Genomic DNA, 25,972 nt, shown 5'->3' on the forward strand with positions numbered 1-25,972 from the left:
GATGACATCAATTTCAGTATTGAATATACAAGACCCGAAAGCCACTACTACACACACAACATGTCCATATTGTGGAGTAGGGTGTGGGGTAATTGCAGATGTTATTTCTGATACTACAACAGGCATGAAGCTGATTGTCAAAGGTGACCCTCATCATCCTTCTAATTTAGGTAAACTCTGTATTAAAGGAAGTCATTTAGCAGATACCGTGGGTTTGAGTCGTCGAGTGCTTCATCCGCAAGTTGGACGACATTTACAACGTCAACCCACCACATGGTCAGATGCAGTGACACAAATTGCTGAAAAATTTACTGCATGTATAGAGCAATATGGGCCAGAGAGTATTGCTTTTTATGTATCAGGTCAGTTGCTTACTGAAGACTATTATGTGGTGAATAAATTTGTAAAAGGCTACTTAGGTACAGCCAATATTGATACTAATTCACGCTTATGTATGTCATCTGCTGTAGCAGCACATAAACGCAGTTTTGGTGAAGATATTGTACCTGCCAGTTATGTTGATTTTGAGCATACTGAAATGGTGGTGTTGGTGGGATCAAATACCGCATGGTGTCATCCCATTTTATTTCAACGCATTATGCAGGCTAAACAACAAAATAATATTTTTTTGGTAGTGATTGACCCACGCTTTACCGCCACATGTGAAAGTGCAGATCTACATTTGCCAATTTTACCAGGGCAAGATGTTTGTCTTTTTAATGGTTTATTACAATATCTCATACATCATGGCCATCAAGATCATGCGTTTGTACAATCTATGACAGATGACCTTCAAAAGGCCATACTTGCAAGCGAAAATGAATCTGATCTTGCGAAAGTTTCAGTAAAAACAGGCATTTCAATTGACAGTTTAATACAATTTTATGAAAAATTTGCCCATACTGGAAAAGTAATAACGTTGTTTTCTATGGGTGTAAATCAATCTTCACAAGGTGTGAATAAAGCCAATAGCATTATTAACTGTCATTTAATTACAGGAAAAATTGGTAAACTTGGGTCAGCGCCTTTTTCAATGACTGGGCAACCCAATGCTATGGGCGGGCGAGAAGTTGGTGGTCTATCTAATATGCTTGCTGCACATTTAGATTTAGATAATGTGGAACATCAAACCCTTGTACAAGAGTTTTGGCAAAGCCCAAATATTGCACACCATGCTGGGTTAAAAGCAGTTGACTTATTTCAAGCGGTTGAGCGGGGTGATATTAAAGCCATTTGGATTATGGCTACAAATCCTGTGGTAAGTTTACCTGATGCTGATCAAGTGAAGCGAGCACTTGCACAATGTGAATGTGTTATTGTTTCTGATATTTGCCAAGATACAGATACAACAACATATGCAGATATTGTATTGCCTGCCTTAGGTTGGGGTGAAAAAGATGGTACCGTCACCAATTCTGAACGCCGTATTTCCAGACAGCGCGCATTTTTACCTGCACCTGAGCAAGCCAAAGCTGATTGGTGGGCAATTTGTGAAGTTGCAAAGAAGATGGGTTTTTCAGGTTTTGACTTTAAAAATAGCCATGAAATTTTTATAGAACACGCAAAACTTACAGCCTATAAAAATACAGCACTTCATCAACATACATCTACAGCTTATTTTAGATATTTAAATTTAGCAGGATTAACAACACTCAACTTAACAGAGTATGACGAGCTAACACCAATACAGTGGCCTGTGTGGGAAAATCATACATTACAGACCAATATAGAACAATTATATGGCTCATCAGGGCGTTTTAGTCATGCCAATGGTCGAGCAAAATTTATTGCAACGCCTGTAATTGATCCTGTACACCAAATGACTGAAGAATATCCGCTGATATTAAATACAGGTCGTGTTAGAGATCAGTGGCATACCATGACAAGAACAGGGTTATCTGCCAATTTAACCCATCATTTAAGTGAGCCTTATTGTGAAATACATGCTCAAGATGCTTTAAAATATGGTGTACAACATGATGGCTTAGTTCAAGTGAAGTCTGCATGGGGGCAGTGTGTTTTACGAGTGAAAGTCAGTGCCAATATACGCCGTGGTCAAGTTTTTGTTCCTATTCATTGGAATGACCAATTTGCATCTGATGCACGTATTGGGCAAGTGGTGAACCCTGTAGTAGATGCCATTTCTGGCGAACCTGAATTTAAACATACACCTATTGGAATTCAAAATTTTCAGTGTGAATGGTATGGCACATTATATGTAAACGCTCAATTTCATACACATATTGAACGTTTTATTCAAAGCGTCACATGGTGGGTAAAAATTGCAGCGACTCCTGCTATACGCTATGAGCTTGCTGATCGAAAACCACTACACCAAATGGTAAGTCATTTAAAAGCGTATTTAGATTTTCAAGATGAAGCATTTGAATGGTTAAATTTAGATGATGCATCAGCTCAAATGAGCCATACAGTCATATTATATAAAAATCAGCTGGTTGCTACATTATATATTGCACATCAAACACAATTACCTGATCGTACATGGTTAAATACATTATTTAAACGTCAACGCTTAGGTGCAATGCATCGTAAATCACTTTTAGCAGGTCAAGCGATGTCAATGACAGCAACAGAAGGGCCATTGGTGTGTAGCTGTTTTAAAGTGGGTAAATTACGCATTATAGAAACGATTAAAAGCAAAAAATTAACACATGAAAAAGAAGTCACAGCGTGTTTAAAAGCAGGTGGTAATTGTGGCTCATGTTTACCTGAAATTAGAGGTTTAATCAAAGCATGTGTACAAGAACAATCATGAGTAATACAGACATAGAGGCTGTGATTTTAGCGGGTGGACAGGCTCAAAGAATGGCGGGTGTAAATAAACTATTACAATGCTTTGATGGTCAAATTCAACTGACTAAAATTTATCAGCAGTTATCGCATACGGTATCTAAGATTTGGGTCAATAGTCATCGAGATGTAGCGCTATATCAAGATTTGATTCCAAATATTCATGTTTTTCATGATGATGTTGATGGTTTTTTAGGGCCATTAATGGGTATAAAAACCGCATGGTCATATATTCAATCAGATTATATTTTATTTATTCCTTGTGATGTGACATATATTCCAACAGATATTGTGCTGTTATTGCATCAAAAAATGACACAATGTTTAGGCACAAATGTAGTGTATTTAGAAATGAATGGAACACCTTTATATCCATTTTGTTTAATGCATCGGTCAAGTAAGGCAGTTATTGATCAGCAATTGCTGAATAAAAAATATGCATTAAAGCAGTGTTTTCAACAATTAAATGCTCAAACCATACAGGTAGAACACACAGGCATAAATTTTCATAGTATTAACTCATGGGATGAGTTACAACAATATCAAACATGGCGTGACTAACGTTTTCAAAGCATATAGGGGCCTGAATGAATAGTGCAATGCATATAGCGCAACACACTGCTTTGATTGATCAATATGGTCGTCAAAAACGCAAGTTAAGGTTATCTATTACAGATCGCTGTAATTTTAAATGCAGCTATTGTATGCCTGAACATCCAAAATGGATTAAAAAACATAAATTACTCAGCTTTGATGCACTATATCAATTTTGCCAATTTATGGTACAGCGTGGTATTGAACAAATTCGTATTACAGGGGGAGAACCTTTAATGCGCCAAGGGGTGGTTGAATTTATTGCTCAATTACAATCTTTGAGGTCACTCGGTTTAAAACGTATTTCTATGACAACCAATGGTCATTATTTAGCTCAACATGCTTTAGCATTAAAACAAGCAGGATTAGATGATCTAAATGTTAGTTTAGACAGTTTAGATGAAGATCAATTTAAACAACTCACACAAAAAGAGATACAACCTGTTTTAGCAGGAATTGCACAAGCACAACGTGTTGGGCTGGTGGTGAAAGTGAATTGTGTATTAATCAAAAATTGCAATGAAAATCAAATTATACCGCTTGTACATTGGGCAAAGCATCAGCAAATTGAATTACGTTTTATTGAATTTATGCCTTTAGATGGGGATCAAAAATGGTCAGTGACAGATGTTGTCACAGAGCAAGAGATTTTAAATGAGTTAGCAACCGCATTCCATCAAATTGATATGATTCAACAAATGAATAATCCTGCACGTCAATATAGTATTGATGGCACAGTGATTGGCATTATTTCAACCATTAGTCATTCATTTTGTCATCAATGCGATCGCTTGCGTTTAACAGCAGAAGGTGAGTTTTATAACTGTTTATTTGCCAAAAAAGGCTTAAATATTAAATATCTTTTAGATCATTTAACGCCTCAAAATACAACACAAACAGAGTTAGAGGCACAGCTTTTGCAAGCGATTTGGTCAAAAGCACAAGGTTTTTCAGAAATTCAAGCACAACAACCACGTGTAAGAAAAATTAGTATGCATATGATGGGAGGATAATATGACAACCATAACAGTAAATATTGAAACATATGGTGTGGTTAAAACCGTATTACCATCAACTTTGAGTCTTATGTTTAATCAAGGGAATGATGTATACACTATTTTAAAACAAATCGGTTTAGATTACCCAAAAAGCATGTCTTTATTAGAACAATGTGCATGTGCCATGGGTGATGAAATAATCTCACGCTCTACTGTCCTTAATACCGACTGTACTTTGGTGCTTTTATCTCCTGTTGCAGGAGGTTAATATTTTGACTTTAAATGATTTTTCAAGAATACATGATACTGAGTTAGCGCAAAGTATATTTGATGATATTTCGATGTTTCCTGAGTGTGGAGGCATTGGTGTATTTATTGGAACAGTACGTAATCATCATTTAGGCCGTGAAGTAGATGGATTAAAGTACACAGCATATACACCTATTGCAGAAAAAATGATTCGGCAAATTGAAACTGAGATTTGTCAAAAATATGCAGTGCCTTATGTACGAGTGATTCATCGAATTGGTCGGCTTGCTATTGGGGATAAAGCAATTATTGCAATAGCCTATGCAGCACATCGTGTAGAAGCATTTCAAGCTTGTGAAGAAGCTGTTGAACGAGTGAAACATGAAGTGCCTATTTGGAAAGAAGAGTTTTATAGCGATGGTACGCATCAATATGTTCAAGGATGTTGTATTCGTAAAGATCAGCATACCCAACATGAACATTTTTAATTAAAACTAGAATTTTAAACGAGATCACACCATGAAAAATGTTGCAATGAAAGCGGAAAGCTACCGTGTTGCTGTTGCACAGGCAATTTTATATGCACCTCAGCACTGTATTGAGTTATTACGAATCGGGCAAACAGAAAAAGGCGATGCGCTAAAAACTGCGCGAATTGCAGGCATATTAGCAGCTAAACGTACAGATGAACTGATTCCGTTATGTCATCCATTGCCTATTTATCAAGCAGATGTAGAGTTTGAATTGCTAGAAGGTGCTGTCAAAATTATTGCTCAAGTTCAAACCATTGGCCCAACAGGTGTTGAAATGGAAGCCTTGACTGCAGTGAGTTTAGCCGGTCTGACGTTATACGATATGTTAAAGCCACATTGTGAACCTGATGATTTGTGTTTAGATCAATGCAAATTGGTACAGAAAAAAGGGGGAAAATCTCATTATAGCCGTATTTTGGCACAGCCAATGCAGGCTTCTGTGATTGTGTTATCAGACACTGTGGCGATGGGCAAAAAACCTGATACAGCAGGCAAAAATGTACTAGATATATTGGTAGAGGCTCATTTTGAAAATGTGTTATATCAAGTGATCCCAGATGATCCAAACCAGTTACTGGCATTAATTGAACAACAAAAAAATCATTATCCTTTAATTTTAACAGTAGGTGGCACAGGGCTTGGGCCTAAAGATTTGACTGTAGAAACGCTTCAGCCGCTTTTAAAAAGAGAAATTCCGGGATTAATGGAAGCTGCCCGACATTTTGGTCAAAAAAGAACACCTTATGCTGCATTGAGCCGAGGTATTGCTGGATATATTGAAAATAGTGTAGTGCTCACTTTACCCGGAAGCCGACAAGGTGCTAAAGAATCTTTAATTGCTATTTTACCTGCCTTAATTCATCTGTTTGATGTACAAAAAAATATTCCTCATCATGGAGGGTATCAATAATGTCAGGCTGTGGGGCAGAACCGGGATTGATAGATGTTGACCATGCTTTATCTTTGTTACTTGAACACAGCAAACCATTACCATCATCAGTCATTTCTATTCATGATGCGTTTGGCCGTTATCTTGCAGAAGATATTTATGTACCCTATGCTTTACCATTATTTGATCAAAGTGCTGTAGATGGTTATGCCTTATGTACAGAACATAGCGTTATAAAAGGTCAACAGTTTGAATGTATTACTGAAATAAAAGCAGGGAATGAAGCAACAATTTCTTTAGCATTGGGGCAAGCTGCTCGAATTTTCACAGGTGCAAAAATTCCTGATGGAACAACAACCATTGCTCGCCAAGAGTATGTTCATCGTTTAGAAAACTCAAAAATACGTCTTGATCAAGAGATTGATTTAAAAGTAGATACTCGATTTCAAGGTGAAGAACTAAGTTATGGTCAACTGCTTGCACCAAAAGGTCAGCATTTAACGGTAGGTGCTATTGCTGCATTGTGTATGGCAGGTGTGAAATATGTTGTGGTTTATCAGTTACCACGTATTGCAGTGATTGTATCTGGTGATGAAATATCTGATAACGCAGCAGATCAAGATCAGGTAGATCACAACAAAATTTTTGATGCCAATACACCACTGATTATGAATTGGTTAAAAACAATTCAGCAATCTGCTGATCATTTTTATGTAAAAGATACTTTACACGAAGTACAACATTTAATTCATCAATTAAGCCAAAGCCATGACTTTATTTTAACTACAGGTGGTGTTTCTGTAGGAGATTATGATTTTATTCGACCAGCAACACTGAGTTTAGGCTTTAAAGAAATATTTTGGAAAGTTAAACAAAAACCTGGTAAACCTATGTTTTTTGCAACATTACCAAAAAATGCAAACCAATCTTGTTATTTATTAGGCTTACCCGGAAACCCTGCTGCTGTATATGTTGGGTTATCAATTTATGCCTCTACATTAATTGCTGCATTACAAGGTCATCAACAACCTCTATCTTGGTATAACGCTGAATTAACTGACCCAATTAAACAAGATCTTCGTGCTCGTTTTTTACGTATGCATGTGCAATCTGAAGGGGCAGTATTACGTGTATCTCCTTTAAAAAAACAGAAATCTCATATGTTAAGTAACTTAATGCAAGCCAATTGTTGGGCTTATTTAGAAGAAAACCAGCAGTACCATGCAGGTCAGACAGTAAAAATTTTATTTATTTAATGGGGTGTGGTCATGAAAAAATTGTGTTTAGGTGTTATGACATGGGCTGCATGTATGATTGTCAGCGCAGATGTGATAAAAATTTATGCGGCTGCAAGTTTAACCAATGCGCTTAATGACGTTTCTAAATTATATGAAAAAAAACATCCAGATACTCAGATTGTGAGTGTTTATGCAGGTTCTTCTACATTAGCCAAACAAATTGAAGCAGGTGCATCTAGTGATATTTTCTTTTCAGCTGATCAAGATTGGATGGATTATTTAGTTAAAAAACAAAAAATTAGTCAAACACAAGTAAATACTTTGCTTGCGAACCAATTGGTTGTAATTGCACCAGTGAATGCTCAGATTCAGTTTAAAGCCCAACCTGAATTTAAGTTTGCGCAATCTTTTAATGGACATGTATGTACTGGACAAATGGAATCTGTCCCTGTTGGAAAATATGCCAAACAAAGTTTAATGTATTTAAATTGGCTAAATACATTAAATGGTCGTATTGTTGGCACAGATGATGTTCGATCTGCACTTGCTTTTGTAGAACGTGGAGAATGTGCTGTAGGCATTGTCTATAAAACAGATGCTTTAATTAGCCATAAAGTAAAAATATTAGGCTCTTTTCCTGAAAATTCACATCGCCCTATTAGTTACCCCATTGCTTTAACACAGCAAGGTGCAAACAATATACAAGCTCAACATGTGATTCAATTTATAAAAACAGACAATCAAGCACGTCAAGTTTTTAAAAAATATGGCTTTATTGTGTATTAAGCGAGGGCGATAGATGCTGAGCCAAGAAGCATGGAATGCGTTGTATTTATCTGCAAAGGTTGCATGTTTTGCCACATGCATCTGCTTACCTTGTGCAATTGCTGTTGCATGGATTTTGGCACGGTATAATTTTCGCTTAAAGTTTTTGATTGAAGCTTTATTACAGTTGCCAATGGTGTTACCTCCTGTTGTATTGGGTTATTTATTATTAATAGTTTTTGGCACTCAAGGGGGGATTGGGCAGTTTTTATCTCATTTTGGGATTCGTTTTGCTTTTGATTGGAAAGGTGCTGTATTAGCTTCAATGATTGTGGCTTTTCCATTGATGGTACAACCAATTCGGCTGTCTTTTCAGCATATGAATATACAGTTAGACCACATTGCAGCGAGTTTAGGTGCATCACCCATAAAAGTTTTTATAACCGTTAATTTACCTTTGGCATTACCCGGTATTTTGGTGGGGAGTATTTTAGCTTTTAGCCGAAGTCTAGGTGAGTTTGGAGCAACGATTACTTTTGTTGGCAATATTCCCAATGAAACAAGAACGTTGCCTATTGCAATCTATTCACTATTACAACAGCCTGATGGCGAAATAATGGCAATGCGCTTGGTCATACTGTCTTTAGCTTTGGCTTTTTTAGCCCTTGCTACAAATTATTTTATTTTACAGCGATATCAACAAAGATTAGGCAAGTAAATATGTTGAAATGTGACTTTGAATTTAGCAATAAAGAACAGTTTAAAATTTCTGTTCATCTTCAAATGGAACATCAAGTATTGGCTATTATTGGTGCATCAGGCAGTGGTAAAAGTACAGTTTTAAAAAATATAGTTGGTTTATTAAAACCTACATCAGGTTCAATTTGTTTTAATGATCAAATCTTGTTTGATCATGTACAAGATATCCATGTGGCAATGCATCAGCGAAAAATTGCATGTATCTTTCAAAATCCTTTATTGTTTCCTCATTTAAATGTTTCACAAAATTTAAAATATGCAGAACAGTTTATAGATGAAGCAGATAAAACATTTAGCTTTAATCAAGTGGTTGAATTATTAGAGCTCAAGTCGTTACTTAAAAGATCATCACATCAGTTATCTGGTGGCGAAGCGCAACGGGTATCTATTGGGCGGGCATTGTTATCTTCACCCAAACTTCTGTTATTAGATGAACCACTCACAGGCTTAGATGAACGATTAAAAGATCAAATTTTACCATTTTTAAAAACGATTCAAGTAGAAACAAGTTTGCCAATGATTTATGTGACTCATCATTTAAAAGAGGTTGATTTTTTAGAGGCGGATTTAGTGAGGATTGATCATGGACATTTAGTTACGGATAGACACCGAATGATCAAGAGTTACTTTTGCAACTCTGACGAACCACCATAATAAGATAATTTTTTATATGATGGTTCTATTGATATTTTTAATGTTACGAGTAGAGCTTTGATAAAATTTATACTTGAAATAGAAAAGAATGTGCATGAGGTATGCGCTGATAAAAGCTTTAAACACGTTCAATGAGAAAGCTATGAGTAAAGAAAGTTTTGTTACACCTGTCATTTTTTTAATGGTTTTATTGATTCTAAACATTATTCGTTGGATATTCTTTAAATACATTCAATGCAATCAACCAAAACACCTATATTGGTATTTATTTGTGATCTCTTGGGCAATTTCCTATTTACCGATTTGGAAGTAAGTACACTATTTTATGTTATTTTTTAATTTTAACAGCAATTTAACGTTAACTTTTATTGAATATTTACAGCTAATACAGCAAGTTGAAGATTAGAATTAAATCTTTTGAGAATTTATTCTATTTCACTGTAATGTTTTAAGCCACTTATTTACTTTTTTATATATTGAGTGGGGTATTATTTTTGATGATATTAATTTTTTAATTGATGTTTGATTACAGTGCTCATTTTAAGCCAAAGGGGGTGTTATGGCGTAAAATAGGCGTAAAGAATAGTGTAGAATACTTAAGAATGATGTAAATCCCTAAAAGTATGGAATGTAAAGATTGAGCAAAAACAATGTAATTAGAGAATTGTTTGATAAATCAATAGATCAGAAGATTTGGGTCGCTCCAATGGCAGGAGTCACCGATCGGCCATTTAGAACACTCTGTAAGTATTTTGGTGCAGGGCATGCTGTCAGTGAAATGATGACATCAGACAAAACGCTTCGTATGAGTAAAAAAAGTTTATATCGTGCGAATTTTGATGGTGAACTTGCCCCAATCTCCGCGCAAATTGCAGGATCAGACCCAATAGATCTTGCAGAAGCTGCTCGTTATCAAGTAGAAAATGGTGCACAAATTGTCGATATTAATATGGGGTGTCCCGCTAAAAAAGTCTGTAATAAATTAGCAGGTTCGGCACTGTTGCAAGATGAGGATCTTGTTGCCCGTATTTTAGATGCAGTTGTTCAAGCAGTAGATGTTCCTGTGACATTAAAAACACGGTTAGGTTTTTTAAATGGCAAGGAAAATATTTTACGTGTGGCCCTACGCGCAGAGCAAGCAGGGATTAGTGCATTGGCATTGCATGGTCGTACACGTGAAGACATGTATTTAAATACGGCACGTTATGGTTTGATTAAAGAGGTCAAAGATACTGTAGGTATACCTATTATTGCTAATGGTGATATCGACTCGCCAAAGAAAGCAAAATGGGTGTTAGATTATACAGGTGCCGATGCCCTCATGATTGGCCGTGCTGCGCAAGGTAGACCATGGATTTTTAGAGAAATTGCGCATTATTTGAAAACAGGGCAAGACAGAGCAGCACCTGACATTATTGAGGTCAGAGATGTTTTATTGGGGCATTTATCTGAGTTATACGAATTTTATGGGGAGTATTCAGGTTGTCGCATCGCAAGAAAGCATATCTCTTGGTATACCAAGGGCTTGCGTGGTAGCAATCCATTTAGACAAAGTATGTATCAAGTAGAAAATACAGCAGATCAAGCTAAAGTAGTGGCGGACTATTTCACACAATTACTTGATTTTGGTGTGAGAATTGATGAAATACAGACTGAGCTCTCTTAAATTTATAAAGGAAATAAAGTGAAATATCGCCACTTTAAGAAAATGCCAAAAACATATTTAACTTATCCAGCTATACTTAAAGGTGCGTTTAGTTCTAAAAAACTGATTACTAAAACGCTCACGTTACCTCAAGTCACATATGTGGTAGCAGAGCATTTGGTCTCACCTAAACGTTTGGTGCAATATAATCAAGTTTGTGGTTTTAAAAACAACGGTTATATTCCAGCGATATATTTTGCTATGCAAGCGCAAACATTACATATGTATATGATGACGCAAGAGGACTTTCCACTGGCAGTATTAAGTTTGGTACATGAGAAAAATCAAGTTATACAATATCAAAAAATAATTGCTAACCAATCATATAAAATAACATGTCAGTTTGGGGAAGTTATTCAAACCAAAGAAGGTGTTTCTGTAGAGTTTATCAGTAAGGTGTATGATAAAGAGGCTTTAATGGCCAAGATTAAAAGTACTTATTTTCAAGCATGCTCTAAAAACTTATCAAATCAACGTCAATGCTTAACTCCTGAATTAGAAATACAAGCACAGTGGAGAGTAGTACAATCAACAACTCGTCGTTATGCGTGTATTTCGGGTGATTTTAATGTTGTACATTTACACGATTGGGGCGCAAAATTTTTTGGTTTAGATCGGGCAATTGCCCACGGGATGTGGACTCAAGCAAATATAATGGCACGTTTGAATTTGCCAGAACAATATGATTTTAATGTATCATTTTTACATCCATTATATTTAGGGTCTGATGTTGCGCTTTCATTGTGCGATCAAAATATCAAGCTTATAGACCAACACACGGATTTAATCTATGTTTCTGGTTATTTAAAATAGCCTAAGTATTTTATTCGGTGAAATACGTAAATATCTCCAAAAAATTATATATTTTAAAGTATGCATATAGAGCCGTTAAATAATATCAGTCTCTCGTTTTATCGATCATTTAGCTCAAGTATAGAACTATTTAAAATAGACTGCTTAAAATTAAGTGAATCAGAACGTTAGTGAGTTCACTATTACATGGAAAAACAGTATGCTTGTAAGCGTAGTTAGGGAGCATTCATGTATCAAGTTTTAGCAAGAAAATATCGTCCACGTAACTTTAATGAATTGGTTGGACAAAACCATGTATCTAGAGCACTCACAAGTGCATTAGAGCGAGGGCGTTTGCATCATGCTTATCTTTTTACAGGTACACGAGGTGTTGGTAAAACAACTATTGCTCGAATATTAGCAAAGTGTTTGAATTGTGAAACGGGTGTTACATCAACGCCGTGCGAACAGTGTAATACGTGTAAAGCCGTAAACGAAGGGCGCTTCATTGACTTAATTGAAATTGATGCTGCATCTCGCACTCGAGTTGAAGATACACGTGAGCTATTAGATAATGTTCCTTATGCACCTACGCAGGGACGTTTTAAAGTGTACTTAATAGATGAAGTACACATGTTATCTACACATTCATTTAATGCCTTACTCAAAACGCTAGAAGAACCGCCTGAACATGTAAAATTTTTATTTGCAACTACAGATCCACAAAAGTTACCAGTCACCATTATTTCGCGCTGTTTGCAATTTACTTTGCGTCCATTAGATATGACTGAAATCAGTCAGCATTTAGTGACGATCTTAGACCAAGAAAAGATTCCTTATGAAAAAGATGCCTTGTGGCAGATTTCAGAAGCTGCTCAAGGTTCAATACGTGATTCATTGTCACTGACAGACCAAGCCATTGCGTATGGACAAGGTCAAATTAATCACCAAGATGTGAAAGATATGTTGGGTTTAATTGATCGTTCAATCATTTATGATTTGATCTTAGCGATTCATCAAAATCAACAACAGAAAGTTGCAACATTACTTTTACAGTTTAGACAGCAAGCATTAGACGTTGCATTGGTGTTAGACCAATTAATATCAACACTGCACGAATTAGCACTTATACAGTATTTACCAGATTTATCTTTGCAGTATAGTCAAGATATTGAGCAAAAAATAAAACAACTTGCCACGCACGTTTCTGCCCAAGACTTACAACTATATTATCAAATTTCAAGTAAGGCACGTGCTGAACTGTCTTGGGCTGTTACCCAAGAACAGGGGTTTGAAATGTGTGTTTTGAGGTTACTTGCATTTAAGCCTTTAGCATCGAATGAATATATTTCACCCGAAAAAAATCACAAGACAGCAATAGAATCTGACACACTCACAACGGATACAACGGATACAACGGATACAACGGATACAACGGATACAACGGATACAACGGATACAACGGATACAACGGATACAACGGATACAACGGATACAACGGATACAACGGATACAACGGATACAACGGATACAACGGATACAACGGATACAACGGATACAACGATTGTTCACTTTGAATCAAATTGCCATACACTGGTGAGTGTTGATGTGCCGTCACAGCACTCTGTTTTACCACAATCTGATATCGAAGCCCAAACGGATATTTTCCCATTTTCTTTAAATCAACACGGTGATGTTGAGACACATATAGTCTCATCTTTGATTCAATCTGAGCAAGTCAGCGATTCTTTTGAAATCGCAATGACAAAAGAATCACCTATCTTATCTGATTCACCTTCCATAGATTTAACACCACAACAAATACTACAAATACCAAAGCAAGATATGCATGGGCAGTGGAGCGTTGAAAAGTGGGAATATTGGTTTAGACACAGCGACTTATCACCAGCAATTCAGAATCTGGCAAGTTACGGTACAATGAGTGGTGAAATTGATGGCGTGTCTATTTTTCATATTCCCAATGAGTACGAAAAAATCTTACAAGAACATCAAGCCGACTTTGAACAGGTTTTACTCAAAACATGGCCTAATACGCATTTTAGTATTGAATATGGGACGATAGAGGGAATGACTGCAGCAATGCTGCAAGAGAAAAGAAAACAAAAAGCCTATCGTAAAGCGCAGGACATGCTAGAAACAGACCCTGTCATCAAGAGTTTATTGAGCACTTTTGATGCAAATATTGAAGACATTCAATTAAAATAACGATTGAGAATGAACATGAAGCCATATCGTATCTTGTGTGTGTGTTTGGGCAATATTTGTAGATCTCCAACGGCTGAAGAGGTATTGCGTTCAATAATGTATCAACATCATTTGAATGTTGTGATTGATTCTGCAGGAACGAGTAATTATCACCCAAATGCCAGTCCAGATTCACGCAGTCAGGCGCATGCAAAGCGTAGAGGATATGATCTTTCTCAACTTAAAGCTCGCCAAATTCAAATAAAAGATTGGTATTATTTTGATCTTATTTTAGCCATGGATTTAAATAATTTAGAACATTTAAAACAGTTACAGCAAAAAGCCATTTTATCTGCTCAACAGCCACAAACTGTGGCAACCCTAGCCTTGATGACTGAGCATGATGCATCGCAACAGAAACAACCGATTGCTGATCCATATTATGGTGGTAAAGATGGATTTGAGCAAGTTTTGAACCAGTGTGAATCTGCAAGCCACGCATGGGCAACATATTTTAAACAACAACATATTGGCTAGAGAGAAACGTGCTAGAAATTCAAACTCAAAAGCAGTTACAGGCATTAAATACATTAAAACTCAATGCGATTGCCAGCCATTACTGCAAGATTAATTGCCATAGTGATATTGTGGATGCTTTAGAATTTGCAAAAAACGCTCAATTAAACTATATGGTTTTATCGGGTGGGAGCAATGTATTGTTACCTGAGTATTTAAATGCACTTGTGTTGCATATGAATATAAAGGGTATTACGATTTTTAAAGAAACAGATACATATATTGAAGTTGATGTTGCAGCAGGTGAAACATGGCATGAATTTGTTTTGTATAGCACAAAAAGAAAATGGTATGGCTTACAAAATTTAGCACTGATTCCTGGCCTAGTAGGTGCATCACCTGTACAAAATATTGGTGCTTATGGGATTGAAGTTGGTGAGTTTATTGAGTCTGTATACGCATACGATTGTATCTGTAAAACGTTTGTTCGTTTAATGGCTGATGAATGCGAGTTTGCTTATAGGCACAGTATCTTCAAACAATACCCAATGCGCTACATTATTGTTTCTGTGAGATTTCATCTATATACCACAGCACGCTTAACCTTGGCATATGGAGACTTGAAAACAGCAATGGGGCAAGAGCAAACAGCAGAAAATTTACAACAACAAGTCATTAATATTAGACAAACTAAATTGCCAGATCCTCTTGTATATCCGAATGTGGGTAGTTTCTTTAAAAATCCAATGATTACACACACACAATATCAACAATTGAGTGCTCAATTTCCGAACATGCCAAACTATCTGCAACCCAATGGATATGTTAAGGTCGCAGCAGGTTGGCTCATTGAGCAAGCAGGTTGGAAAGGTCGTAGATCCGGTGCTGTTGGTATGTTTGAACATCAAGCACTGGTGTTGGTAAATTATGATCAAGCCACGTTACAAGATGTTCAATATACCTATGCTTTGGTACAGCACGCTGTTCACGAGCGTTTTTCGATTTGGCTTGAGCCTGAGCCGGTCAGATTTTTAGATAACGGCACAATTGCCTTGCATATAGACTAAGTAATTCATGATGTCAAAAAATGTTCAGCGATTATTAAAGTTCATAAAGTGGATTGCATGGCTATTTGTGTTATGTGCCTGTATCGCAATATTTGTATTTACCCCATTTTACTCAAAATCAGTGCTATATATCCTCAATCACTTTGTTCCAATTGAGGTGAATGTTGTCGCAGCAAGAAGTCAACAAATTGCGGTATTAAGTGAACATAATGATTTAGAACCGGGGTCGGCATTATGGATTGCTCGTCAAGCCTATTTAAAATTGCTTCAAGATGCAGCTCAAAAAGAAGATTTGAATAGTTTAAATCTGATTGCATTACGTTATCAGATCTTAGAGCAACAAATTCAACGCGCACAAGACCAAAATATTTTAAATAATGAGCAAAGTGCATCTGATGTTGTACATAGCACCCATGATGTAGAACAGCATACGCATAATGAACGTGTGCAACACTCAAATTTAAAACAAAAAATGCAACAAGAAGTGATTGCAATTAGTACCACGGATCGTGATGAAAACACCCAAATCATGGTGGAAAAATATGAATATTTTCTTACACATTATCCGATAGATTTGCCAGTATCAACAATGACTGCTCAAACCACACAAGAATTAAAAAAACTATCAACGACAGCAATAGAAATTAAAAATGACCCATCTAAACCCTCGGCAATTGTAGTTCTAGGTGGTGGGCTTACATTAGATCGAGCCACTAAACAAATTGTAGTGAATAGTTACACACGTCTAAGACTTGAAACAACGTTGCAAATTGAACAGCAAAATGCTTTACCTATACTTTTAAGTGGGGTGGAAGCACCTTATATGCAGGCATGGTTACAAAAGCGTGGGGTTGATGCTAAATTACTAGAAAATAGAAGTATGAATACCTGTGAAAACTCACGTTTTAGCTCATTATTATTGCAAAAAAAGGGTGGTGCACCCAACGTTATTTTAATTACAGATGCCTACCACATGCCAAGAACACGGCGCTTATTTGCACTAGATGGTATTGCAACAGTCCCTGTAAGTGCGCCAATGCCTGAGCCACTCACACACTGGCAACCTGCTTTACAAAATTATGATCATAGTCGTCGTGCAAATTATGAGCTTTTGGCCACAATTAGAGATATTCTTTTTGGCACGAGTGACTGCCGTGAGGTTCCTTAAATGACAGATATTCCATTTTTAACGCCAAACATATTACATCAGTTAAATTTGCCTGTTCCAAGTAGAGAGCATACACCGCATCAATTAAAACCACTTAATTTATACCGTCCATATACTCCGCAAGGTGAACTGCTTGCGTACCAAAAGTTGTATGGTTTAGACCGCCTCGACTGTGAATATTGGCAAGGAATGATTGAACTTGCGCGATTTAAGTTACATACGCAAGTATTTGCACCCAAACAGCCATCTAAAGGCACGGTTTTTTTATTGCATGGTTATTTAGAGCACAGTGCTTTGTATCAACCTTTACTCAAGGAAATTTTAACGCAAGGTTTTAGTGTCATTACTTTTGATTTACCCGGACACGGTTTAAGTACGGGGTCAGCAGCAAATATTGAACATTTTGATCATTATCAAGAAGTTTTAGATAAAGTATATCACTACGTTAATCATGCGCCACAATTGCCCCAACCGTGGTTTGGTGTTGGACAAAGCACAGGTGGCGCGATTCTAATGCATCATATTTTAGAGTATGCTCAACAACGTAAAAATCCGTATATTGAAAGAGTGTTGTTGCTTTCTCCATTACTGCGCCCTGCAAAATCTGCATGGTGGCATAATCCTGTTGGTTTAGGTATTATTCGTCGAATAAAGAAGCAAGTACCTCGCCATTTTAGACGAAATAATCACAACCCCGCTTTTTTACGCTTTGTTCGCTTAAAAGACCCCTTACAGCCTCGTATGATGGGTATGGCTTGGATTTTAGCGATGTCTAAATGGATGTTAGAGATGGAACAACGTCCTGCATGTCGTATACCTGTGTGGCTTGCACAAGGTGCTTTAGATCAAACTGTAGATTGGCGATATAATATTGAATTTGTGAGGAATAAATTTAGATTGCAAACCCTTCTCATTTTAGAAGAAGGGTCACACCAACTTATTAATGAGCGAGAAGATATTCGCTCTGCTTTAACAGGATTAATTCCTGCTTTTTTGCATGCTAAGTCAACGGGTCGTATTTATCATTAAAGTAAATCTTCGTCGTCTTGTGGTGGAATTAGCATGATCACTGCATTGTTAATTAAATCAAGTACATATTCTATCCCTGCACTAGACAATATCTCTTGATTTAAATCAAGCGTTTGACCATCTGCCAAAGATTTCAGTTCACGTGCTTTATCATTGGCAACAGTTATTTTTTCGCCATTTCCCCAAAATTCAATTTGATTGGCGATTTGTCTGTAAAGCAAGCGAGATGCAGGATCAAGTTGAATTTGATATCCATCTTCAGCAATCTCGAATAACTCATCGAGCGCTAAAGGATCAGCGTCAGGAATGTTATCTGGGTATTTCGGCTCAGACATGAGTTGCATCAGTGCATCGTTAAAGCAATCACTATGACTAAGAGAGTGCATTAACGCATGTTTTAAATGTTCAATTTCATCTGTAGAGATTTCACCCATAGCCGAGGGATTTTTTCGAGCAATGTCAACGACAGGAGTTTTAAAATGATCAGTATCGGCAAATTGATCGCTAACACGGTCTAGCATGCTTGCAACATTTGGCATACGAAAACCAAAAGAATAGGTTAGACAGTCATTTTCAGCCACACCATAGTGTGATAATCCCGGGGGTACGTACAGTAGATCTCCGGGGTGTAGTACTTCATCAAATTCAACGTGCATATCTTGTAACAGTTTAAGTGGTTGGTTAGGAACGAGTGCAGATTGTGCATCACACATTTGTCCTAATTGCCAACGGCGTTCACCATAACCTTGTACTAAAAAAACATCGTAGAAATCGAAATGTTTGCCAACAGAACCGCCTTGTGGTGCATAAGAGACCATAATGTCATCTCTACGCCATTGAGGGATAAATGAAAGCTTTTCCCACATTTGTGCAAGTTCTAAACTATGTTGATCTACAGCTTGAACCAGTAAAGTCCAATACTGAGGTAACTTTTTAAAATCTTTGGCGTTGAGCGGAGCGTTTTTTGTTTGCCATTGATCATGGGTTTTGCCTTTCTGCAAGATCAAACGTGCAGAAACATGTTCTTCAAGTGCAAGCTCTTTAATGTCACTAGGCTCAAGCAAGGTAGTAAGCTCAGGCATTGCATTACGTACTAAGAGTGGTTTTTTTTGCCAATATTCTTTCAAAAAAAGTTCAGCAGATAAACCGCCAAGAACATCAAGTGCCTGAGACATAATCATTCCACGATATCGCATAAAAGTGTCGGTATTTTAAAGGATAACGATGATGATATATAGCGTGTTGTTGTACTTTTAGCTATATTGCATAGTCGAGTAAAATATCCATAGGTACATAGCTAAGCATTGAGTGATGACATGCGCTTAGTTTAAGCTGTGGCGCAACACCTGCATCATATGCTTCGACCCAACGTGCTACACAAATACACCAATAATCACCCGGCTGTAATCCAGGAAAACCAATTTCAGGTACGGGAGTAATTAAATCATTGCCAATTTTTTGAGAAAAATTTAAAAATTCAGCACTCATTACAGCACAAGCCGTATGTTGTCCTAGATCACTTGGTGTAGTATGGCAAAAACCATTACGAAAGTAACCTGTAATTGGATCAAAACAGCAACTTGCTAGTGGCTCATTAAATACGTTAGATTTATTTATTTTTGGATCTGGATGAATAGACATAAAGGCTCGAATCACAAGTTTGAGTTAAAATGAAGATGATAATATTTTTTATCAATCTCTTATACTAAAGATAGTAACGTTTTTGAATATCTTGGTCTAAGATATATTTACATTGAACACCAAATAATACTAGGGAGTAACACAATGACGTTTCAACGCATGACAGATCTTGATTTACAAGGAAAACGTGTTCTTATTCGAGAAGATTTAAACGTGCCTGTAAAACAGGGGCAAATTACGAGTGATGCTCGTTTACGTGCTGCGCTTCCAACAATTAAAATAGCCCTACAAAAAGGCGCTGCTGTTATGGTATGTTCACACTTAGGCCGTCCGGTCGAAGGTGAACCTAAAGCAGAACAATCTTTAGCACCTGTTGCTGCTTATTTGTCAGAAGCCCTCGGACAAAATGTACGTTTAGAAACAGATTATCTCGATGGTGTTGAAGTTGCGGCAGGTCAAGTGGTACTTTTGGAAAATGTACGCTTTAACCATGGTGAAAAGAAAAACAGTGCAGAGCTTGCACAAAAATATGCCAATTTGTGTGATGTATTTGTAATGGATGCTTTTGGTACAGCTCATCGTGCTGAAGCTTCAACAGAAGGTGTAGCACGTTTAGCGGCATCTGCTGTGGCAGGCCCATTGCTAGCAACAGAGTTAGATGCTTTGGGACGTGCTTTAAAAACACCTGCAAAACCAATGGTCGCGATTGTGGCAGGTTCAAAAGTTTCAACAAAATTAGATGTATTAACATCACTTTCTACGGTTTGCGATCAATTGATTGTCGGTGGTGGTATTGCCAATACATTCTTAGCTGCTGCAGGCTATAATGTGGGCAAATCATTGTACGAAGCTAATCTTGTAGACACTGCAAAAGAAATTGCCAGTAAAGTAGATGTACCTTTACCTGTTGATGTTGTCGTTGCAGATGCATCACATATTGGTGATGACTTTATGAGCTTTGTTGCAAATAGTAAAGCAATTGTTAAAAAGGTCGCAGATGTTGCTGAAAATGATATGATTTTAGACGTAGGTCCTGAAACAGCAGCAACCTTTGCAAGTTTACTACAAGCATCTAAAACTATTTTATGGAATGGTCCTGTGGGTGTGTTTGAAGTAGATCAATTTGCTGAAGGCACAAAAGCATTATCTTTTGCCATTGCAGACAGTCAAGCATTTTCAATTGCTGGTGGAGGTGATACATTAGCAGCGATTGATAAATACAATGTTGCTAATGATATTGGTTATATTTCTACAGGTGGTGGTGCTTTCTTAGAATTTGTCGAAGGAAAAACATTACCTGCAGTTGCAGCATTGTTAGACCGTGGTTAATGTAAAAGGATAGGCAATGAACAGTAAAGCACTCGCAATGGTTATACTTGTAGCACCATTTGTTATGTTTGGTTGTGCAAAAAAAGCAGATGAAGCTAAAAATGAAACCGCATCTTCTGCAGTAGCACAAGCCACCACTAGTGCAGATCAGCAGGCAAAAATTGATGCACTCGACAAACCTGTACTTGATGAAAAAAATACCGATATCAGTTCAGCGTCTTCGGTGACAGCAAGCCATTAAGTGTGTTTTCTGTTTAAAAAAAACCTGTAACTTTTAAGTTGCAGGTTTTTTTATGATTGAGATTAAATAGCCTAAGTAAATTTAAGAAATAAAGGAATAGAATATGCTACTTATTTTATGTGCTGCCATTTGCAGTGTATCTGTATCCATCGCACTCAAAAAATACCTAAAACAAAATTTAAACGCCGTTGCAATAATTACTTGGAACTATGTGGTTGCATCTATCTGTTGTTATTTTTGGTTTCAACCAAAATTTGAACACCTCACAACACAGTATATTCCTTGGTGGTTAATTGTATTGCTAGGAGGGCTTCTACCCACAATATTTTTTGCTTTATCTAAATCTTTAGATCATGCAGGAATGATTAAAACAGAAATTGCCCAGCGGTTATCTGTTGTGTTATCCATTTTAGCCGCCTATTTAGTTTTCAATGAAAGTCTATCGGTATTAAAGGTGTGTGGGTTTGTGATTGGGGTTATTGCAGTTTTACTCATGATTTTACAAAAAGCCTCGATTTCTCAGCCAAGTTTATCTTATAAGGGAGTTGGGGCACTACTTGCCGTATGGATAGGTTATGCATTGGTAGATATTTTATTAAAGTACAATGCACGTTTAGGGGGTGGATTTGCCATCAGTTTAAATCTGATTTTTATTTTTGCAGGTGTACTATCGCTTTTAGCAACACTGTTAAAGGCTAAGGAACAACTTTTAAAACCTAATAACATGAGTGCAGGTGTTATTATTGGTGGTTTAAATTTTGCAAATATTGCATTTTACGTCAATGCACACAGGGCATTACATGATAGCCCAGCCATTGTTTTTGCATCAATGAATATTTTGGTGGTGATTTTGGGTGCAGTGTGTGGCGTATTTTTATTTAAAGAAAAGCTCACGCCACGGTTAAGCCTGAGTATCATTATGGCTGTTGTGGCGGTGCTTTGTTTAATGTGGGCAATGAAAAGTTAAATATATATTTTACAATGTTGTGAAAATATATTTATCTTGAAAACGTGCTTTTGGTGCTGTTGCATTACCATCGGCATCACTACGATAACCAAGAGTTACCACCACAGATGGGCGTAAGCCGTGTTCTGTAAGTTGAAGCTCATCGGAGAGGATTTTTTCATCAAAACCACCAATTGGAGTTGCATCTATACCTTCTGCACCTGCGGCTAAAAGCAATTGTCCAAGAGCAATGAATGTCTGATTTTCAAGCCATTGATCTAGGTTTTGTCGTTCATTTCGATATAGATTAATATAGCCTGAACGTCCTTTTGCCATGGCTTGTTTTGATTCTTCAGTTTTAAAACGCCCTGATAAGTCTTCTTGCTCTAAAAGATGCTCTAAACGCTCGTCGGTTACATCTGTACGTGTACATAATACAAGTGTGTGTGATGCATCGAGCACTTTAGGGGCATTGCTCTCATACATTCCTGCCATAGACAATGCAATACGGTGTTTCGCTGTAGGTGTTTGTGCAATATAAACATGCCACGGTTGAATATTTACAGAAGAAGGGGTCAATCGTAATACTTCAAGTAATTTCAGAAAATCTGCTTCTGCAATGATCTTGTTGGCATCGTATGCTTTAGTGGTATAACGTGTTTGAGCAACGTCTAAAATATCCATGTATTATTTTCCTGGTTATGAAATAAAGCTCTGTTATAACAAAAAAATAAACCCTTTCCTTTAAATGATTCAGAAAAAAACGTTAACTTTTGCAACAAACTAAAGCATAAAAATTGATTTAGTTATGTGAAAAACGTTATAAGTAGGCTAGGTACGCTGACCTTAGAAGCGTGGTAACATAATATTTTATTAACATTTGCATTAAGCTGAGTAATATTGATGACTGAGGAAAGATTAACTCACCTGAAACAGCTTGAAGCTGAAAGTATTCATATCATTCGAGAAGTCGCTGCAGAGTTTGAAAACCCTGTCATGTTATACTCGATTGGTAAAGATTCTGCAGTGATGTTGCATTTGGCTATGAAAGCCTTTTATCCAGCAAAATTGCCTTTCCCACTCATGCATGTCAATACAGGTTGGAAGTTTAAAGACATGATCACCTTTCGTGATGAGATGGTGAAAAAACATGGCTTAGAACTCATTGAGCACAAAAATCTAGAAGGAATGGCGGAAAATATTAATCCTTTTGACCATGGTAGCTCAAAATATACTGACATTATGAAAACGCAAGCATTAAAGCAAGCACTTGATAAGTATAAGTTTGATGCAGCTTTTGGTGGAGCCCGCCGTGATGAAGAAAAATCACGTGCCAAAGAGCGAGTGTATTCATTTCGTGACAGTAAACACCGTTGGGATCCAAAAAATCAGCGTCCTGAGCTGTGGAATATCTACAATGGTAAAGTCAACAAAGGCGAGAGCATTCGTGTGTTCCCACTGTCTAATTGGACAGAGTTAGATATTTGGCAATATATTTATCTAGAGCAGATTCCAATTGTACCACTTTATTTTTCTGCAAAACGTCCTGTCGTTGAACGTGATGGTACCCTTATCATGATTGATGACGAGCGCTTCCCATTACGTGACGGAGAAACTCCAGATCTAAAATCAGTACGATTTCGTACCCTTGGCTGTTACCCACTTACAGGTGCGGTAGAATCGAATGCAGATACCTTGCCAGATATTATTCAAGAAATGCTTTTAACCACCAGCTCAGAACGCCAAGGCCGTATGATTGATCATGATGAAGCAGGGTCGATGGAAAAGAAAAAGCAAGAAGGCTATTTTTAATTTAGTGGAGTAAACACATGTCGCATCAGTCCGAGCTGATCAGCCAGGATATTTTGGCATACTTAAAACAGCATGAACAAAAAGACTTACTTCGCTTTTTAACATGTGGCAATGTTGATGATGGTAAAAGTACCCTTATTGGTCGTTTGTTACATGATTCAAAAATGATTTACGAAGACCAACTTGAAGCTGTAAAACGTGACAGTAAAAAGTCAGGTACTCAAGGTGAAAAAGTTGACCTTGCACTGTTGGTAGATGGGTTACAAGCAGAAAGAGAACAAGGCATTACAATTGATGTGGCCTATCGTTATTTCTCAACTGATAAACGTAAATTTATTATTGCTGATACGCCTGGGCATGAGCAATATACTCGAAACATGGCTACAGGAGCATCGACCTGCGATTTAGCAGTGATTTTAATAGATGCACGTTACGGCGTACAAACGCAAACTCGTCGCCATACGTTTATTGCTGCACTGTTAGGTATTCGCCATATTGTTGTTGCGATTAACAAAATGGATTTGGTTGGTTTTGATGAAGCGAAATTCAAACAGATTCAAGCAGATTATTATGCATTCATTCAGCATCTAGGGGAACGTGCTCCACAAAATATTCATTTTGTTCCTATTTCAGCACTAGATGGCGACAATGTCGTTAATGTGTCTGAAAATACACCTTGGTATCAAGGTCAAACATTAATGAATATTTTGGAAACGGTACAGATTGCACAAGATACAACAAAGCAAGATTTCCGCTTTCCAGTACAATATGTAAACCGACCAAACTTAGATTTTCGTGGTTTTGCAGGAACTATTGCACTAGGTTCAGTGCAAGTGAATGATGAAATTGTGGTTCTACCATCTGGGCAGCGCAGTCAAATCAAAGATATCGTCACGTATGATGGCTCATTGTCAAAGGCAGGCGTTGGCCAAGCTGTTACCTTAACATTACATGATGAAATTGATGTCAGTCGTGGAGATGTTATTACCCATGTTCAATCTAAACCACATATTTCACGTGCCGTACGTGCAACAGTTGTTTGGATGGCTGATCAACCATTGGTTGAAGGTAAACTGTATAATGTGAAAGTAGGAACGCAAAACGTACCTGCGAAAGTGAGTCAAATACACCATCGTATAGATGTAAATACTTTAGCGCATGGTGAGCCTGAAGGTGCAGTAGAATTAAACGGTATTGCTGACATTACTGTTGAATTTGATCGTGCAGTGGTATTTGATGAATATATGCATAGCCGTCATACAGGAAGCTTTATTTTTATCGATCGCCTAAGCAACGTTACAGTTGGTGCTGCGATGATTGAACGTACCGAACAACTTGTCAAACACGGCGCTGTGACTGCGTCAGAACGTGCAGCACGTTTGGGGCAAAAACCAACGGTTATTGCTTTAAATACAGCTTTACTTGAAGATGTTGTGACTATTGAGCGCGCTTTACTCAGTGATGGTGTGGTGGCAATAGTGACTTCTCATGTAGATGCACTGAAATTATTGCAACAAACAGGGCTTGTGATCTTAATTGATGAAAAGCTTGCAGAACATGCAGATGTATTTATTAATACCTCATCGATTGACGAGGCATTAAACCAAATTAAAACGATAGTTTTACTTTAATCGTTTATTGGCTATTTCAAAACACCTTCATCGACACACCGATGAGGGTGTTTTTTATAAAATTTTGAAGATTGAATTCATTTCAAATCCGAAAAATATATATCGTCAACAGCATACAACAATTTTTTTCGTAAGTTAGTCAAACTTCTATATTGAGTCAGTGTCATTTTTCTATGATGTTGAACGATGTTGTAATTGAAGTGGGTGTTTATAGTTGGTGAATAAGTTTTGAATCAGTGATTATTGTCACTTAATCTTTAATAATGTAATGAAAAATGATATCAGTCAGTAAATTTTAAAACATAAAAAGTAAAGTTCAGTGTCGTTTAAACATTAAATACATGCAAATGAAAAGCATGAAAAACAAAATGATGATTCAATCTTCATTCAAAATACACTT

General features: G+C 37.1%; 25 protein-coding genes. 22 read left to right on the plus strand and 3 right to left on the minus strand.

From position 1 onward, the window contains the following. Position 1: 1 nt before the first annotated feature. From I2F17_RS08425 to I2F17_RS08505, 17 genes are all read left to right on the plus strand, one after another. Complete coding sequence (locus tag I2F17_RS08425) at positions 2-2,776, plus strand: nitrate reductase (RefSeq protein WP_211139587.1); 2,775 nt, start codon at positions 2-4, stop codon at positions 2,774-2,776. Next, positions 2,773-3,372, plus strand: coding sequence for a molybdenum cofactor guanylyltransferase (gene mobA, locus I2F17_RS08430; RefSeq protein ID WP_211139588.1), 600 nt, complete (start codon positions 2,773-2,775; stop codon positions 3,370-3,372). Before I2F17_RS08425 ends, mobA begins: the two co-directional genes overlap by 4 nt. Positions 3,373-3,398: 26 nt before the next feature. Next, positions 3,399-4,418: a GTP 3',8-cyclase MoaA gene (moaA, locus tag I2F17_RS08435; RefSeq protein ID WP_211139589.1), complete on the plus strand. Its 1,020-nt coding sequence runs from the start codon at positions 3,399-3,401 to the stop codon at positions 4,416-4,418. Between the two features lies 1 nt (position 4,419). Next, positions 4,420-4,671, plus strand: coding sequence for a MoaD/ThiS family protein (locus I2F17_RS08440; protein WP_211139590.1), 252 nt, complete (start codon positions 4,420-4,422; stop codon positions 4,669-4,671). Between the two features lie 4 nt (positions 4,672-4,675). Further along, positions 4,676-5,140, plus strand: coding sequence for a molybdenum cofactor biosynthesis protein MoaE (locus I2F17_RS08445; RefSeq protein WP_235985936.1), 465 nt, complete (start codon positions 4,676-4,678; stop codon positions 5,138-5,140). 31 nt (positions 5,141-5,171) lie between these two features. Beyond that, a complete protein-coding gene (gene moaCB / locus I2F17_RS08450) occupies positions 5,172-6,095 on the plus strand; it encodes a bifunctional molybdenum cofactor biosynthesis protein MoaC/MoaB (RefSeq protein WP_211139591.1) in 924 nt (307 codons plus the stop codon). Next, complete coding sequence (locus tag I2F17_RS08455; protein ID WP_211139592.1) at positions 6,095-7,330, plus strand: molybdopterin molybdotransferase MoeA; 1,236 nt, start codon at positions 6,095-6,097, stop codon at positions 7,328-7,330. Before moaCB ends, I2F17_RS08455 begins: the two co-directional genes overlap by 1 nt. A gap of 12 nt (positions 7,331-7,342) precedes the next feature. After that, positions 7,343-8,098 (plus strand): molybdate ABC transporter substrate-binding protein, encoded by a 756-nt coding sequence (gene modA / locus I2F17_RS08460; protein ID WP_211139593.1) that lies wholly within the window; start codon positions 7,343-7,345, stop codon positions 8,096-8,098. 13 nt (positions 8,099-8,111) lie between these two features. Further along, on the plus strand, positions 8,112-8,795 hold the full coding sequence (modB, locus tag I2F17_RS08465) for a molybdate ABC transporter permease subunit (RefSeq protein ID WP_211139594.1): 684 nt from the start codon (positions 8,112-8,114) through the stop codon (positions 8,793-8,795). A 2-nt stretch (positions 8,796-8,797) separates the two neighbouring features. Continuing rightward, positions 8,798-9,490: an ATP-binding cassette domain-containing protein gene (locus I2F17_RS08470; protein WP_196422932.1), complete on the plus strand. Its 693-nt coding sequence runs from the start codon at positions 8,798-8,800 to the stop codon at positions 9,488-9,490. A gap of 664 nt (positions 9,491-10,154) precedes the next feature. Further along, complete coding sequence (gene dusB, locus I2F17_RS08475) at positions 10,155-11,156, plus strand: tRNA dihydrouridine synthase DusB (protein ID WP_268920048.1); 1,002 nt, start codon at positions 10,155-10,157, stop codon at positions 11,154-11,156. 18 nt (positions 11,157-11,174) lie between these two features. Next, the gene (locus tag I2F17_RS12700; RefSeq protein WP_211139596.1) at positions 11,175-12,008 is read left to right on the plus strand and encodes a MaoC/PaaZ C-terminal domain-containing protein; all 834 of its coding nucleotides are present in this window, start codon (positions 11,175-11,177) and stop codon (positions 12,006-12,008) included. A 228-nt stretch (positions 12,009-12,236) separates the two neighbouring features. Then, positions 12,237-14,213, plus strand: a complete 1,977-nt coding sequence (dnaX, locus tag I2F17_RS08485) for a DNA polymerase III subunit gamma/tau (protein ID WP_211139597.1) — start codon at positions 12,237-12,239, stop codon at positions 14,211-14,213. A gap of 9 nt (positions 14,214-14,222) precedes the next feature. After that, positions 14,223-14,729: a low molecular weight protein-tyrosine-phosphatase gene (locus I2F17_RS08490; protein WP_196422313.1), complete on the plus strand. Its 507-nt coding sequence runs from the start codon at positions 14,223-14,225 to the stop codon at positions 14,727-14,729. An 8-nt stretch (positions 14,730-14,737) separates the two neighbouring features. Next, positions 14,738-15,775, plus strand: a complete 1,038-nt coding sequence (gene murB / locus I2F17_RS08495) for a UDP-N-acetylmuramate dehydrogenase (RefSeq protein WP_211139598.1) — start codon at positions 14,738-14,740, stop codon at positions 15,773-15,775. Positions 15,776-15,785: 10 nt separating this feature from the next. Beyond that, positions 15,786-16,943: a YdcF family protein gene (locus I2F17_RS08500; protein WP_211139599.1), complete on the plus strand. Its 1,158-nt coding sequence runs from the start codon at positions 15,786-15,788 to the stop codon at positions 16,941-16,943. Further along, the gene (locus I2F17_RS08505) at positions 16,944-17,972 is read left to right on the plus strand and encodes an alpha/beta hydrolase (protein ID WP_196422316.1); all 1,029 of its coding nucleotides are present in this window, start codon (positions 16,944-16,946) and stop codon (positions 17,970-17,972) included. On the opposite strand, the gene I2F17_RS08510 is transcribed toward I2F17_RS08505, so the two are convergent. Next, positions 17,969-19,147 carry a ribosomal protein uL16 3-hydroxylase gene (locus I2F17_RS08510; protein WP_196422317.1) on the minus strand — a complete coding sequence of 393 codons (1,179 nt, stop codon included), beginning with the start codon at positions 19,145-19,147 and terminating at the stop codon, positions 17,969-17,971. The two genes, I2F17_RS08505 and I2F17_RS08510, sit on opposite strands and share 4 nt — an antisense overlap. Positions 19,148-19,229: 82 nt before the next feature. Beyond that, positions 19,230-19,613, minus strand: coding sequence for a DUF2237 family protein (locus tag I2F17_RS08515; protein ID WP_196422318.1), 384 nt, complete (start codon positions 19,611-19,613; stop codon positions 19,230-19,232). Between the two features lie 144 nt (positions 19,614-19,757). On the opposite strand from I2F17_RS08515, the gene I2F17_RS08520 reads away from it, so the two are divergent. The 3 genes from I2F17_RS08520 (at position 19,758) to I2F17_RS08530 (ending at position 22,150) form a co-directional block, all read left to right on the plus strand. Then, a complete protein-coding gene (locus I2F17_RS08520; protein ID WP_211139600.1) occupies positions 19,758-20,942 on the plus strand; it encodes a phosphoglycerate kinase in 1,185 nt (394 codons plus the stop codon). Between the two features lie 16 nt (positions 20,943-20,958). Beyond that, complete coding sequence (locus tag I2F17_RS08525) at positions 20,959-21,183, plus strand: hypothetical protein (protein ID WP_196422320.1); 225 nt, start codon at positions 20,959-20,961, stop codon at positions 21,181-21,183. A gap of 103 nt (positions 21,184-21,286) precedes the next feature. Beyond that, positions 21,287-22,150: a DMT family transporter gene (locus tag I2F17_RS08530; RefSeq protein ID WP_211139601.1), complete on the plus strand. Its 864-nt coding sequence runs from the start codon at positions 21,287-21,289 to the stop codon at positions 22,148-22,150. 9 nt (positions 22,151-22,159) lie between these two features. On the opposite strand, the gene nfsB is transcribed toward I2F17_RS08530, so the two are convergent. Beyond that, positions 22,160-22,813, minus strand: coding sequence for an oxygen-insensitive NAD(P)H nitroreductase (gene nfsB / locus I2F17_RS08535; protein ID WP_211139602.1), 654 nt, complete (start codon positions 22,811-22,813; stop codon positions 22,160-22,162). A 219-nt stretch (positions 22,814-23,032) separates the two neighbouring features. Here nfsB and cysD point away from each other — a divergent pair, with 219 nt between their 5' ends. Both cysD and cysN read left to right on the plus strand, forming a co-directional pair. Continuing rightward, the gene (cysD, locus tag I2F17_RS08540) at positions 23,033-23,941 is read left to right on the plus strand and encodes a sulfate adenylyltransferase subunit CysD (protein ID WP_196422323.1); all 909 of its coding nucleotides are present in this window, start codon (positions 23,033-23,035) and stop codon (positions 23,939-23,941) included. A gap of 17 nt (positions 23,942-23,958) precedes the next feature. Beyond that, on the plus strand, positions 23,959-25,572 hold the full coding sequence (cysN, locus tag I2F17_RS08545; RefSeq protein ID WP_211139603.1) for a sulfate adenylyltransferase subunit CysN: 1,614 nt from the start codon (positions 23,959-23,961) through the stop codon (positions 25,570-25,572). The last annotated feature ends 400 nt before the right edge of the window (positions 25,573-25,972 follow it).

Origin of the sequence: Acinetobacter baretiae (assembly GCF_015627105.1) — a bacterium.
Classification (GTDB): Bacteria; Pseudomonadota; Gammaproteobacteria; order Pseudomonadales; family Moraxellaceae; genus Acinetobacter; species Acinetobacter baretiae.

Excerpts from the sequence above, each read along its gene's own strand:
- I2F17_RS08500 (WP_211139599.1), top strand. The coding sequence starts at position 15,786 with ATGTCAAAAAATGTTCAGCGATTATTAAAGTTCATAAAGTGGATTGCA.
- modB (WP_211139594.1), top strand. The coding sequence starts at position 8,112 with ATGCTGAGCCAAGAAGCATGGAATGCGTTGTATTTATCTGCAAAGGTT.
- nfsB (WP_211139602.1), bottom strand. The coding sequence starts at position 22,813 with ATGGATATTTTAGACGTTGCTCAAACACGTTATACCACTAAAGCATAC.
- I2F17_RS08520 (WP_211139600.1), top strand. The coding sequence starts at position 19,758 with ATGACGTTTCAACGCATGACAGATCTTGATTTACAAGGAAAACGTGTT.
- dnaX (WP_211139597.1), top strand. The coding sequence starts at position 12,237 with ATGTATCAAGTTTTAGCAAGAAAATATCGTCCACGTAACTTTAATGAA.
- I2F17_RS08530 (WP_211139601.1), top strand. The coding sequence starts at position 21,287 with ATGCTACTTATTTTATGTGCTGCCATTTGCAGTGTATCTGTATCCATC.
- I2F17_RS08505 (WP_196422316.1), top strand. The coding sequence starts at position 16,944 with ATGACAGATATTCCATTTTTAACGCCAAACATATTACATCAGTTAAAT.
- cysD (WP_196422323.1), top strand. The coding sequence starts at position 23,033 with ATGACTGAGGAAAGATTAACTCACCTGAAACAGCTTGAAGCTGAAAGT.
- I2F17_RS08425 (WP_211139587.1), top strand. The coding sequence starts at position 2 with ATGACATCAATTTCAGTATTGAATATACAAGACCCGAAAGCCACTACT.
- I2F17_RS08515 (WP_196422318.1), bottom strand. The coding sequence starts at position 19,613 with ATGTCTATTCATCCAGATCCAAAAATAAATAAATCTAACGTATTTAAT.
- cysN (WP_211139603.1), top strand. The coding sequence starts at position 23,959 with ATGTCGCATCAGTCCGAGCTGATCAGCCAGGATATTTTGGCATACTTA.
- I2F17_RS08470 (WP_196422932.1), top strand. The coding sequence starts at position 8,798 with ATGTTGAAATGTGACTTTGAATTTAGCAATAAAGAACAGTTTAAAATT.
- moaA (WP_211139589.1), top strand. The coding sequence starts at position 3,399 with ATGAATAGTGCAATGCATATAGCGCAACACACTGCTTTGATTGATCAA.
- I2F17_RS08490 (WP_196422313.1), top strand. The coding sequence starts at position 14,223 with ATGAACATGAAGCCATATCGTATCTTGTGTGTGTGTTTGGGCAATATT.
- mobA (WP_211139588.1), top strand. The coding sequence starts at position 2,773 with ATGAGTAATACAGACATAGAGGCTGTGATTTTAGCGGGTGGACAGGCT.
- I2F17_RS08455 (WP_211139592.1), top strand. The coding sequence starts at position 6,095 with ATGTCAGGCTGTGGGGCAGAACCGGGATTGATAGATGTTGACCATGCT.
- I2F17_RS08440 (WP_211139590.1), top strand. The coding sequence starts at position 4,420 with ATGACAACCATAACAGTAAATATTGAAACATATGGTGTGGTTAAAACC.
- I2F17_RS08510 (WP_196422317.1), bottom strand. The coding sequence starts at position 19,147 with ATGTCTCAGGCACTTGATGTTCTTGGCGGTTTATCTGCTGAACTTTTT.
- moaCB (WP_211139591.1), top strand. The coding sequence starts at position 5,172 with ATGAAAAATGTTGCAATGAAAGCGGAAAGCTACCGTGTTGCTGTTGCA.
- modA (WP_211139593.1), top strand. The coding sequence starts at position 7,343 with ATGAAAAAATTGTGTTTAGGTGTTATGACATGGGCTGCATGTATGATT.
- I2F17_RS08525 (WP_196422320.1), top strand. The coding sequence starts at position 20,959 with ATGAACAGTAAAGCACTCGCAATGGTTATACTTGTAGCACCATTTGTT.